Annotated in this window: 11 protein-coding genes and 7 tRNA genes; 9 read left to right on the plus strand and 9 right to left on the minus strand. The window is 71.8% G+C overall.

What is annotated here, in order from left to right; genetic code table 11:
- Positions 1-23: 23 nt before the first annotated feature.
- Both ACWGIG_RS31885 and ACWGIG_RS31890 read right to left on the minus strand, forming a co-directional pair.
- Positions 24-95 (minus strand) — tRNA-Val (locus ACWGIG_RS31885).
- Positions 96-134: 39 nt separating this feature from the next.
- Positions 135-578, minus strand: coding sequence for an SRPBCC family protein (locus tag ACWGIG_RS31890; RefSeq protein ID WP_453325172.1), 444 nt, complete (start codon positions 576-578; stop codon positions 135-137).
- 115 nt (positions 579-693) lie between these two features.
- Between ACWGIG_RS31890 and ACWGIG_RS31895 the strand changes: the two genes are divergently transcribed.
- A complete protein-coding gene (locus tag ACWGIG_RS31895) occupies positions 694-3,381 on the plus strand; it encodes an SCO7613 C-terminal domain-containing membrane protein (RefSeq protein WP_453325173.1) in 2,688 nt (895 codons plus the stop codon).
- Between the two features lie 86 nt (positions 3,382-3,467).
- On the opposite strand, the gene ACWGIG_RS31900 is transcribed toward ACWGIG_RS31895, so the two are convergent.
- Positions 3,468-3,539, minus strand: a tRNA-Val gene (locus ACWGIG_RS31900).
- Positions 3,540-3,650: 111 nt separating this feature from the next.
- Positions 3,651-4,103 carry a TIGR02611 family protein gene (locus ACWGIG_RS31905; protein WP_453325174.1) on the minus strand — a complete coding sequence of 151 codons (453 nt, stop codon included), beginning with the start codon at positions 4,101-4,103 and terminating at the stop codon, positions 3,651-3,653.
- A gap of 190 nt (positions 4,104-4,293) precedes the next feature.
- On the opposite strand from ACWGIG_RS31905, the gene ACWGIG_RS31910 reads away from it, so the two are divergent.
- Both ACWGIG_RS31910 and ACWGIG_RS31915 read left to right on the plus strand, forming a co-directional pair.
- The gene (locus ACWGIG_RS31910) at positions 4,294-4,707 is read left to right on the plus strand and encodes an SsgA family sporulation/cell division regulator (RefSeq protein WP_003959770.1); all 414 of its coding nucleotides are present in this window, start codon (positions 4,294-4,296) and stop codon (positions 4,705-4,707) included.
- A gap of 206 nt (positions 4,708-4,913) precedes the next feature.
- Positions 4,914-5,471, plus strand: coding sequence for a CGNR zinc finger domain-containing protein (locus tag ACWGIG_RS31915; RefSeq protein ID WP_453325175.1), 558 nt, complete (start codon positions 4,914-4,916; stop codon positions 5,469-5,471).
- Between the two features lie 36 nt (positions 5,472-5,507).
- On the opposite strand, the gene ACWGIG_RS31920 is transcribed toward ACWGIG_RS31915, so the two are convergent.
- Together ACWGIG_RS31920 and ACWGIG_RS31925 are read right to left on the minus strand one after the other, a co-directional pair.
- Positions 5,508-5,666, minus strand: a complete 159-nt coding sequence (locus ACWGIG_RS31920; RefSeq protein ID WP_453325176.1) for a hypothetical protein — start codon at positions 5,664-5,666, stop codon at positions 5,508-5,510.
- A 135-nt stretch (positions 5,667-5,801) separates the two neighbouring features.
- Positions 5,802-6,260 (minus strand): hypothetical protein, encoded by a 459-nt coding sequence (locus ACWGIG_RS31925; RefSeq protein WP_453325181.1) that lies wholly within the window; start codon positions 6,258-6,260, stop codon positions 5,802-5,804.
- Between the two features lie 158 nt (positions 6,261-6,418).
- Between ACWGIG_RS31925 and ACWGIG_RS31930 the strand changes: the two genes are divergently transcribed.
- The gene (locus ACWGIG_RS31930) at positions 6,419-6,937 is read left to right on the plus strand and encodes a DsbA family protein (RefSeq protein WP_453325177.1); all 519 of its coding nucleotides are present in this window, start codon (positions 6,419-6,421) and stop codon (positions 6,935-6,937) included.
- Positions 6,938-6,952: 15 nt separating this feature from the next.
- On the opposite strand, the gene ACWGIG_RS31935 is transcribed toward ACWGIG_RS31930, so the two are convergent.
- The 3 genes from ACWGIG_RS31935 to ACWGIG_RS31945 all read right to left on the minus strand — a co-directional run bounded on the left by ACWGIG_RS31935 (position 6,953) and on the right by ACWGIG_RS31945 (position 9,738).
- The gene (locus tag ACWGIG_RS31935) at positions 6,953-7,792 is read right to left on the minus strand and encodes a GNAT family N-acetyltransferase (protein WP_453325178.1); all 840 of its coding nucleotides are present in this window, start codon (positions 7,790-7,792) and stop codon (positions 6,953-6,955) included.
- 69 nt (positions 7,793-7,861) lie between these two features.
- Positions 7,862-8,683, minus strand: coding sequence for an aminotransferase class IV (locus tag ACWGIG_RS31940; protein WP_453325179.1), 822 nt, complete (start codon positions 8,681-8,683; stop codon positions 7,862-7,864).
- Positions 8,680-9,738, minus strand: coding sequence for a chorismate-binding protein (locus ACWGIG_RS31945; RefSeq protein WP_453325180.1), 1,059 nt, complete (start codon positions 9,736-9,738; stop codon positions 8,680-8,682). Before ACWGIG_RS31945 ends, ACWGIG_RS31940 begins: the two co-directional genes overlap by 4 nt.
- A 155-nt stretch (positions 9,739-9,893) precedes the next feature.
- Here ACWGIG_RS31945 and ACWGIG_RS31950 point away from each other — a divergent pair.
- The 5 genes from ACWGIG_RS31950 to ACWGIG_RS31970 all read left to right on the plus strand — a co-directional run bounded on the left by ACWGIG_RS31950 (position 9,894) and on the right by ACWGIG_RS31970 (position 10,379).
- Positions 9,894-9,966 (plus strand) — tRNA-Gly (locus tag ACWGIG_RS31950).
- A gap of 42 nt (positions 9,967-10,008) precedes the next feature.
- Positions 10,009-10,082 (plus strand) — tRNA-Cys (locus ACWGIG_RS31955).
- Position 10,083: 1 nt separating this feature from the next.
- Positions 10,084-10,155: transfer RNA gene (locus tag ACWGIG_RS31960), tRNA-Val, on the plus strand.
- A 40-nt stretch (positions 10,156-10,195) separates the two neighbouring features.
- Positions 10,196-10,267, plus strand: a tRNA-Val gene (locus ACWGIG_RS31965).
- A 40-nt stretch (positions 10,268-10,307) separates the two neighbouring features.
- Positions 10,308-10,379: transfer RNA gene (locus tag ACWGIG_RS31970), tRNA-Val, on the plus strand.
- The last annotated feature ends 23 nt before the right edge of the window (positions 10,380-10,402 follow it).

The raw sequence follows: 10,402 nt of genomic DNA on the forward strand, positions 1-10,402 counted from the left end.
ATGACGGACCGGCCTTTCCCAGGTGGGCGATACTGGGTTCGAACCAGTGACCCCTTCGGTGTGAACGAAGTGCTCTCCCACTGAGCTAATCGCCCGGGAACGGGTTGAACCATACAGCGCTTTTCCGGTTGGTTTCAAACCGCGAGTGCGGCGGCCAGCCCTTTGCGCCCCGCACGCATCATCAGGGCGTGGTTGGCGAGGAAGACGGGGCGCCCGGGGACGGCGAACCGGCGCAGCAGCGGCTTGTGCACGTCGACGACCTGCTCGTAGCGGGCGCGGGTCCCGGTGCCGTGCGGCAGGACCGTCCAGCGCACCCAGCCCTCCAGGTCGCCCGACATGCCGATCTCCAGGACTCCGCCGAGCGGGTCGCGCCGGAGCGCGTGTGCGGTGACCAGCAGGTCGTACGGGAGGAAGGACCGGAAGCGGGCCGTGCCGGTGCGGTCGTCGACGGGGGTGACCTCGCGCACCTGCGGCCACCATCTCGGGTAGCCCTCGGCGTGTTCCAGGAGTGCGTAGACGTCCCCGGGCGGGGCGGGCAGTTCCCAGACGCTGCGGAAGCGGTAGTGGCACCAGTCCATGGGTCAATTCTGCGGGTACGCGGGCGTACTCACCCCCGCGCCCGCCGTACCTGAGTAGCCCCTCTGAGTATCCGCGCCCATGTACGGGTGACCACCGGCCGCCCAGACTCGCAGCATGAGACACGTTCCGCCTCTCGCACCGGCCGACGAGCTGGTGCTCCTCGACCGCGAGCTGGCCCAACTCGACGCGCGCAAGGGTCAGTTGCTGCTCCGCCGCGCGTGGCTGCTGCGGATTCTGAATTCGCCGGCGCCGCCCCTGCCCCACACGCCCTGGCAACACGCGCCCCGGCCGCCTGCCGCGGCCGCCACCACTGCCGCCACCTCTGCACGGAGTGCGCAGAATGTGCTGCTGACTCTCGGCGGGATCCTCCTCGCGGTCGCTGCGCTGGCGTTCACCCTGGTCGGCTGGGGGCAGTTGGGCATCGCGGGGCGTTCTGCCGTACTGGGCCTGGTGAGCGTGGCCGCACTGTCCGCACCGGCGCTCCTCGTGCGGCGGGGCCTGGCGGCAACGGCGGAATCGGTCGGCGTACTCGCCCTCCTCCTGACGGTGCTGGACGTGTACGCACTCCACGAGGTCGCCTTCGAGAACGCCGACGGCACGGCGTACAGCGCGGTGGCCGCGGCCCTCCTCGCCCTCCTCTGGGCGTCCTACGGCCTCTTCCTCCCCCGCCTGCGCACCCCGCTCCCGGCTGCGCTGCTTGCCGCCCAACTCCCCCTCGCTCTCTGGGTGTTGTCGCACTCCACGACGGAGCTCCCCTTCTCCTGGGCCCTGCTGGCAACGGCGGCCCTGGACACGGCGGCAGCTGTCTGGGCCGTCCGCCACAGGGCAGCCCCGACCACCTCCCCGACCCCCACGACGGTCGGATCCCCCGCCTCCGCGGGGACCCCGACGGCGAGCCCGTCAGACCGGACACCTCCGGCGGGTCCGTCAGACCCGGCAAATCCGGCAGGCCCGGCATTTTCCGCACCCCAGGCGGGTCGAGCCGGTCCGGCAGCCCCCGTTCCCACCCCCGCGCCCTCTCCCGCAGCCGTCGCCGCTCCCCCTGCCGGCCGTGCCGCCCAGCTCGCCCGCGCCCTCGTCCCGGTCGGTGTTCTCGCGGCCGTCTGCGCCTGGGCGGCCGGGGGTTACGTCCTTCTGGCCGCCCTCGTCATGTCCGTGAACGCGTCGACGGCGGCCGAAGCCCTCCCCTCGTCCGGTCTGCTCCTCGCGTCCGCCGCCCTCGCCCTGGCCGCCACCCTCCGTCACCCGCAGCTCGCGACCGCGCTGGTGGCGGGCCTGGCACTGGTCGCCGCGACGGCGGGCACGGCGCGCCCCGCTCTGCCCCTCGCCTGGACGGCTCCCGCCTACGTCGTCTGTGCGCTCGCCGTCCTGGCGCTGTCGGCGGCACGCGGCCCCCGCCTGCCCCGTCCCGTCCGGCACGGTCTGACCGCGTCGGCCGCGCTGGTCGGCGCGGGCGCGGTCCTCACGACCGTTCCCGCCCTGGCACTGACCCTGCTGTCGGGACCGGCCTCCCGGGCCGCGGCCCCGTGGCAGGGCCTGCCCCCCACCCTCCGCCGGACGGTGGACCTCGACGTGCCCTGGCACGCCCTCTCCACGGCCCCGCTGATCCTGCTCCTCACCGCGGCGGCCCTCGCCGTGCTGCACCGCCGCTCCCCGCACCCCGCGACAGTGGTCGCCTCGGTCCTGTCGGCCTCCGCCGCGGTCCTCCTGCTCCCGACCTCCCTGAACCTGCCCTACGTGGCTGCGCTGTCCCTGTACGTCGCCCTGACTGCGGTCACGCTGGCCCTGGCCGCCCGCGCCCCGGCCCCCGCCCCGACTCCTGCGCCGACGGCCGTCGCTCCCGGTGTCCGTACCGCCTTGTCGTACGCGGCGCTGGGTGTCGGGGCCGTCACGGCGGGCGCGGTGTCGTGCCTGGCGCTGGCCTCCCGGGGCACCACCTTCGCGGTGCTCGGCGCGCTGCTGGTGCTGTTCGCCGCCCTGGCCGTGCGCACCCGGGCCCCGGCCGTCCGGGCGGTGGGCGCCGTCGCCGCCGTCGGGTACGCGACCGGTCTGGCCTGTGCGGGCGCCGCCGCTCTCGCCCTCCCGCCGCAGCAGGCCGCGCTGCTGGTCCTGGTGGTGCCCGCCATGGTCGCCCTCCTCGCGGTGCGGGTGCACAGCGTCCCGGCCGAGATCGCCGCCACGGTCCCCGCACTGCTCGCCGTCGCCCTGGCTGCGGGCCGTGCGCCGATGCTGTCGCTGGTGCTCGCCCTGTGCGGGGTGATCGCCGCCGGGACCGCGGTCCGTCAGGACCGCCGGGCGGTCGGGTGGGCGGCCGGCGCCCTGTTCCTGCTGGCCACCTGGGTGCGGCTCGCGGCATCCGGCATCGGCGAGCCCGAGGCGTACACGCTGCCGGTGACGGTCCCGGCGCTCGTCGTGGGGGTGCTGCGGCGCCGTCGCGACCCGCAGGCGTCCTCCTGGACGGCGTACGGGCCCGGCCTGGCCGCGACCCTGCTGCCGAGTCTCGTCGCCGCCTGGGCCGACCCGTACTGGCTGCGTCCGCTGCTGCTGGGCCTCGCGGCGCTCGTGGTGACCCTGCTGGGCGCCCGGCACCGGCTCGGCGCCCCGCTGCTGCTCGGCGGCGCCGTCCTGTCCCTGGTCGCGCTGCACGAGCTCGCGCCGTACGTCGTCCAGGTGGTCGGGGCTCTGCCTCGCTGGCTGCCCCCGGCGCTGGCCGGCCTGTTGCTGCTCGCGGTGGGAGCCACGTACGAACAGCGCCTGCGCGACGCCCGCCGACTGCGCGAGCGGCTGGGCCGCCTGCACTGACCCGCCGCCCGGGGCTCCGGCCCCGGGCGGGGAAACGACAGAGGCCCGAGAGACTGGTTCCAGTCTCTCGGGCCTCTGTTCCCGGGTGGGCGATACTGGGTTCGAACCAGTGACCCCTTCGGTGTGAACGAAGTGCTCTCCCACTGAGCTAATCGCCCGGGCACAGGCAGAACATTACCGCATGTCAGCGCGTGCCCCCGACCACTTTCCGGCTCATTCGCAGCCGGCCCGCGGCTCGCACCGCCGGCCCCCGGTCCACTCTCCGCCGGTCACTCGTTGATCTTCCACGGCATCACGATGCCGAACTTCCAGACGTAGATCCCGACCAGTACGGCGATGATCACCAGCCCGATCGTGGTGAGGATGATGTTCCGCCGCCGCACCTTCGGGTCGAGCGCCTTCTGCGCCGCCTCGGTGAGCTTCCGCTTCGTCCAGCGCATCACCAACTGCGCCCACACGAACTCGGTCGCCCAGATCGCCATGCCGCCGAAGATCACCACCCAGCCGGGTCCCGGAAGCGGCAGCATGATGATGCCGGCGATCACGACCGCGAGGCCGACGACGAAGACGCCGACCTGCCAGCTGAGGTGGAGCGTCCTGCGCGCCTGGATGTACTGCGGCGCCCGCGATCCGAGCTCCCGCTCGTCGGTGGCGCCCCCCGTAGCGGGGTCGGTCGTCGCCGCGGCGACATCCCTGTCCCGTCCGTCACTCTCCGCATTCATGAGCCTCAACTTACCCGAGCGCGCCCCTTCACCGGAATAGCCGTAGGGGTCAACCCCGGGCTCGGCCGTACGAGCGACCCCAGGACCCTCAAAACACTCATAAGGGTTTACAACGGCACTGGAGGTGGCATGTCGATTTCGCCGACGTGCGAATCCCCGAGCGCACACTGAGCGAAAGGCCCTGGCGCTTATGAACACCACGGTCAGCTGCGAGCTGCACCTGCGCCTCGTTGTGTCGAGCGAGTCATCACTGCCTGTACCCGCGGGCCTGCGGTACGACACGGCCGATCCCTATGCCGTGCATGCCACCTTCCACACCGGAGCCGAGGAAACGGTCGAGTGGGTCTTCGCCCGCGATCTCCTCGCCGAGGGCCTGCACCGGCCCACCGGAACCGGCGACGTCCGAGTCTGGCCGTCCCGGAGCCACGGTCAGGGCGTTGTCTGCATCGCCCTGAGCTCACCGGAGGGCGAGGCCCTGCTCGAAGCCCCGGCGCGGGCGCTTGAGTCGTTCCTGAAGAGGACGGATGCCGCAGTGCCACCCGGCACTGAACACCGGCACTTCGACCTCGACACGGAGCTCTCTCACATCCTGGCGGAAAGCTGAGCCAGGTCGAGAGTCGTTCATCGCCGTCCGACTCGGGGCGACGGCGCGGGACGGACAACCTCATAGGGACAACTTCATAGGGCAGGCACCGGCGCCGTCGTCGCGGAATCCACCGCGGCGGCGGCGTCGCTGTGTCCGCCCCCTCCTGCGGCTAGAGTCGGCCAGCAGCGGCGGGCACCGGCCCGCAGCAGGCCAGGGAGCTGAGCGTGCTGATCCCCCACGACACCCGGAAAGCCCTCGACGTCGTCGTCGACCTGGTGAACACCGCGCCGGAGAGCGAGCCTGCCGACCGTCTGACGGACGTCGAGGCGCTGAGCGCCTTCGCACGGCTCCACGACGTCAGCGACGTGGGCAGACTCGGCGAGGGGGATCTGCGGGCCGTACGGGACGTGCGGGCACGCTTCGCGGAGGTGTTCGAGGCATCCGACCCCCGGGCCGCCGCCGAGCTCATCAACCAGCTGGTCGCGGCGGCCGGCACGACGCCCCGGCTGACCGACCACGACGGCTTCGACTGGCACGTGCACTACTTCGCGCCCGGCGCCTCCATGGCGGACCACCTGGCGGCGGACTGCGGGATGGCACTGGCCTTCATCGTGGTCTCGGGCGAGCAGGAACGGCTGCGCCGCTGCGAGGCGCCGGACTGCCGGCACGCGTTCGTCGACCTGTCGCGCAACCGCTCGCGGCGCTACTGCGACAGCCGGACCTGCGGGAACCGGCTGCACGTGGCGGCGTACCGGGCCCGTCGTAAGGAAGCCTCCGGCTGAGCGGCGCCTGTCCGGGCCGCTCCCTGACGGGTCGTGTCAGTCCAGGAAGAGGTCATGGACCGCTCCCATCATGAGCAGCGAGCCGATCAACGCGAGGAAGATCATCAGGGGTGGCTGGGAAAGCGCGAAGAGGCACCCGCGCGCTTCTTCGTCGGGGACGGGTGCGGCGCCTTCGTCGGCGGAGGTCTGGAGCATCTCGGGCCGATGATGACTCAGCCCGATGGTACGGAATGACCAACACGCCCACTATCGGCGGCAGTTCATTGGATTCCGTGTAAATCCACAATCGCTCCGGTGTCCGAGCCGCCAGGCTCACGTGCCGCGCCCCGCTCAGATCCCGTGCTTCTTCAAGATCGCCTCGATGTCGGAGAAGTCCTCACCGGCGGCCTTCTTCGGCTGCCTGGCAGCGGGGGCCGGTGCGGACGCGGGGGCAGCCGCCTGGCGGCCGACGCCAAGCGAGGGTGCCGACGCGGCCGGGGCGACCGCCTCCCGCTGCGCCGCCTTCGCGGCCTTGCGCTCCTTGCGGGTGCCGCCGCTGCGCCGCTCGACGAAGCGGGTGGTCATGAAGAGCAGCCAGGCGACCGCGAGCACGCCGAAGCCCGCCCACACAACCGGCTTGAAGACCATGCCGGAGATCCAGCCCACGGCCCCGGTCATGACCAGGCCGACGGGAACCAGCGAGTAGGCGGCCAGCCGGGTCGCGGTGAGGAAGCGCTTGCGGTACGCGGTGATCGCCGCGATGCCCAAACCGGCGGCGGACGCCGCGGAGCAGACGGTCTCGACCAGCAGCATCGGTCCTCCAGCGGTGGAAAGTACGGTCCCCTCCATCCTGCACCGCCCGCACCGGGTGCGGCCATCTTCGGGCCCGGTCTCAGGGAGATCTCCGGGGTGCACTCCTCCCCAGGTCCCGGTTGGGGCCGTCGGCGTACGACTGGGAGACTGGCCCCATGAACAACCCCTCTCCCCTCTCCCCCGTCGTCCTCGACGTCTGGTGCGAGCTCCAGTGCCCCGACTGCCACAGCGCCCTCACCGACCTCGCCGCGCTGCGGGCCAGGTACGGCGACCGGCTGGACGTAAGACTGCGGCACTTCCCGCTGGAGAAGCACCGGCACGCCTACGACGCGGCGCAGGCCGCCGAGGAGGCGTTCGAACAGGGCAAGGGCTGGGCGTACGTGGAGGCCGTGCTCGGGCGCACGGCGGAGCTGGGCGAGCGCGGCCAGCAGCTCCTGCTCGACGTGGCACGCGAACTCGGCCTGGACGCCGAGGAGTTCGACACCGCACTGATCGACGGCCGGCACATGCTGATCGTGGACGCCGACCAGGCGGAGGGTAAGGCGATCAAGGTGACGGGCACGCCGACGTACGAGATCGGCGGACAGCTCCTCGACGCCGGCAAGGACCGGTCGGGAGTGCGGGAGCGCATCGAGGAGATCGCCGACCGACTGCTGGCCGACCGGACCGGCTGACGCAGCGGGCGGCGGCTAGAGCAGCTGCTTGTAGGTGTACAGCGACGTCGTGCGGTAACCGAGGGATTCGTAGAGGCGCAGGGCCGGGGTGTTCCCGGTGAAGACGTGCAGGCCGATCCGGTTGTCGCCGGCCTGGAGGGCGATCCGCTCGGCCAGTTTCATCAGGGTCCGCCCGTACCCCTTGCCGCGCTCCTCCTCGACGACCTCGACGTCGAACACGAAGGGGGCCGTATCGCCGGGTGCGACCTCGTGCCGTCCGACCCACAACAGGCCGACGGGCTCGCCGTCGTGCAGCAGGTGGCTGATCCAGGTGTGCGGGGTGGCGAGGCCTTCGGGCAGGAATTTGCGTTCGCTGGCCTCGGCCTTGGCGCGGGCCTGTTCGGCGGTGAACCCCCGGTCGAGCCAGCTCTGTGCGAAGCTCACCGCCTCCTCCTGCCGCCAGGCGTCGTACTCGGCCTGCGCCAGGGGGCGGACCGTCACGTCCGCCGGCAGGGCGGGCGGTTCCGACGGCAGGGTCTTGAACATGTTGCGGCTGCGTTCGACGTAGCCGAGGGCCGTCGTCAGCTGCCGTGCGGGCTCGGCGTCCGCGGGGACGGAGACGGTGACCTGGTCGCAGCCCCAGCCGCGCAGCACCTCCTCCGCGGCGAGGGCGGCCACTGTGCCGCGGCCCCTGCGGCGGTCCGCCTCGTCGATCCGGAGCGAGGTGATCCGGCCGACTCCGGTACCGAAGTCGGGCACGGTCTCGATGTGGGCGGTGCCGACGGGGCGGCTGTTCACACACACCTCGTAGTGGCGCGAGCGCGCACCGTCAGCGCTGGTCTGGAGCGGCCCGGTCGGCCGTAGGGTCGTCGTCATCACGGGAGTTGTACCCCCGCCGGGCCCGCTCGTCATCACGTTTTACGGGTCGAGGTCTGCGCCTGGGCGTTACGGGTCGAGGTCGTCGCCCGCGCGCTCGTCGAAGACGCGCATCGCCTTGGCGGTCACCGGTCCCGCCGCGCCCGGCAGTTCGCGCCCGTCGAGGCGGTGGACGGCCTGCACGTCGCGCAGGGTGGAGGTCAGGAAGATCTCCTCGGCCCGCGCCAGTACGTCGAACGGCAGCTCGGCCTCCCGCGCACCGGTCCACTCGACGGCGAGCGCCCTGGTGATGCCCGCCAGGCAGCCGGAGGCGACCGGCGGGGTGAGGAGCTGTCCTTCCAGGACGACGAAGACGTTGGATCCGGTGCCCTCGCAGAGCTGTCCGACGGTGTTCGCGAACAGGGCCTCGGAGGCGCCGTGTTCGCGTGCGCGGGCGAGCGCGACGACGTTCTCGGCGTACGAGGTGGTCTTGAGCCCGGCGAGGGCGCTTCGCTCGTTGCGCGTCCAGGGGACGGTGACGACGGCGGTGGCGTCGGGGCGGCGGACGGTCTCGCCGAGGGCGACGATCAGCGTCGGGGTGGCGTCACCGCGGTCCGAGCCGAGCGGGGAGACGCCGCCGGTGTACGTGACGCGGAGCCGGCCCAGGGGCATCGGGTTGGCGTCCAGGACGGCGGCGCAGGCGCGGCGGACCTCGTCGAGGTCCGGGTCGGGCAGACCGAGGCCGCGGGCGGAGGCGGTGAGCCTGTTCAGGTGCCGGGTGAGCGCGAAGGGCTTCCCCTGCACCGCCTTCATCGTCTCGAAGACGCCGTCGCCGACGGTCATCCCGTGGTCGAGGACGGAGACGCGGGCCTCGTCGGCGTCGACCAGTGCCCCATTGACCCAAACCTTCATGACGTGGCCCTCTCTCTCACTGTCACCTCGTACGCACCCGACGCTATCGCGAGCAGCCTGGACGCCTTGAGTTCGGTCTCGGCCCACTCCCGCTCGGGGTCGGAACCCCAGGTGATGCCCGCTCCCGTACCGAAGCGCAGGAACGATCCGCCGGGCGCCGTACGGTCGATCCAGAAGGTACGGATGCCCACGGCCAGCTCACCGGTGGAGCGGTCGGCGTCGACCCAGCCGATGCCTCCGCAGTAGGGGCCGCGCGGTGCGGTCTCCAGCGCCTCGATGATCTTCAGCGCGCTGGTCTTGGGGGCGCCGGTGACGGAGCCGGGCGGGAAGGTGGCGGCCAGCAGGGCGCCCCAGCCCTGTCCGGGGGCCAGCTCGGCGCGCACGGTGGAGACCAGGTGGACGAGACCGGGGTGCGGCTCGACCGCGCAGAGTTGCGGGACGGTGACGGAGCCGGTGACGGCGACGCGGCCCAGGTCGTTGCGGACCAGGTCGACGATCATCACGTTCTCCGCGTGGTCCTTCTCCAGGAGGTCCGCCGCCGTCTTCCCCGTCCCCTTGATGGGGCCGGACTCCACGAGGCTCCCGTCGCGCCGCAGATACAGCTCGGGGGAGGCGGTGGCGATCTCCACGCCGTGCGCGGGCAACCGGATCGTTCCCGCGTACGGGGCCGGGTTGCCCCGGGCGAGCAGCGCGGTCAGGGCGTCGATGTCCGCGCCCGGGTCGACGGGTGCGCTCAGCACCCGGCAGAGGTTGGCCTGGTAGACCTCCCCCTTCGCGATGTGCTCGCGGATGCGGCGTACGCCTGCCGTGTACGAGGCGCGGTCCAGCGAGGACGTCCAGCCGGTGGCGGCGGGGCCCCGCCAGGCGCCGGGGACGGGGGCCGGCACCGGCTCCTCGCGGACGTCACCGAAGCGGGCACAGACGAGGCGGCCTTCGAAATCGGCGGCGACGGCCCAGAAGCCGGTGGAGTCGAGTGCCGCCGGATCGCTGGTGACGTCACGCAGGTCGGAGGCGACGAGGCCGCCGAAGCGGGCCAAAGAGGGGAGGTCGGGCACGGCCCCGAGTCTATGGCGGGGACGGGGCCGCCACCTGCGGGCGCGAGGACGCCGGAGACAGCGCAGCACGCTGCACAAACGCGTTTTTGTGCTGGCCCAGGAATCCGCTAGAGTTCAACACGTCGCCGGGACACGCAAGTGAAACGGCCAGACAAGCGGACGTAGCTCAGCTGGTAGAGCACCACCTTGCCAAGGTGGATGTCGCGAGTTCGAATCTCGTCGTCCGCTCGATAGTGGGGGATCATCCCGATACCCTTGCTGCACACTCCTGGTGGAGTGGCCGAGAGGCGAGGCAACGGCCTGCAAAGCCGTCTACACGGGTTCAAATCCCGTCTCCACCTCCAAGCGCGATTAGCTCAGCGGGAGAGCGCTTCCCTGACACGGAAGAGGTCACTGGTTCAATCCCAGTATCGCGCACGCAGCACAACCGAAGATCCCGGTCCGCATGGACCGTCCCGCGCGATTAGCTCAGCGGGAGAGCGCTTCCCTGACACGGAAGAGGTCACTGGTTCAATCCCAGTATCGCGCACGCAGCACAACCGAAGATCCCGGTCCGCAAGGGCCGTCCCGCGCGATTAGCTCAGCGGGAGAGCGCTTCCCTGACACGGAAGAGGTCACTGGTTCAATCCCAGTATCGCGCACGCAGCACAACCGAAGATCCCGG

This window comes from Streptomyces sp. NPDC054863 (assembly GCF_053610825.1).

What these genes read in the sequence shown, in the direction of transcription:
- ACWGIG_RS31890 (WP_453325172.1), bottom strand. Translation starts at nt 578, where the DNA reads ATGGACTGGTGCCACTACCGCTTCCGCAGCGTCTGGGAACTGCCCGCC.
- ACWGIG_RS31895 (WP_453325173.1), top strand. Translation starts at nt 694, where the DNA reads ATGAGACACGTTCCGCCTCTCGCACCGGCCGACGAGCTGGTGCTCCTC.
- ACWGIG_RS31905 (WP_453325174.1), bottom strand. Translation starts at nt 4,103, where the DNA reads ATGAATGCGGAGAGTGACGGACGGGACAGGGATGTCGCCGCGGCGACG.
- ACWGIG_RS31910 (WP_003959770.1), top strand. Translation starts at nt 4,294, where the DNA reads ATGAACACCACGGTCAGCTGCGAGCTGCACCTGCGCCTCGTTGTGTCG.
- ACWGIG_RS31920 (WP_453325176.1), bottom strand. Translation starts at nt 5,666, where the DNA reads ATGCTCCAGACCTCCGCCGACGAAGGCGCCGCACCCGTCCCCGACGAA.
- ACWGIG_RS31930 (WP_453325177.1), top strand. Translation starts at nt 6,419, where the DNA reads ATGAACAACCCCTCTCCCCTCTCCCCCGTCGTCCTCGACGTCTGGTGC.
- ACWGIG_RS31935 (WP_453325178.1), bottom strand. Translation starts at nt 7,792, where the DNA reads ATGACGACGACCCTACGGCCGACCGGGCCGCTCCAGACCAGCGCTGAC.
- ACWGIG_RS31940 (WP_453325179.1), bottom strand. Translation starts at nt 8,683, where the DNA reads ATGAAGGTTTGGGTCAATGGGGCACTGGTCGACGCCGACGAGGCCCGC.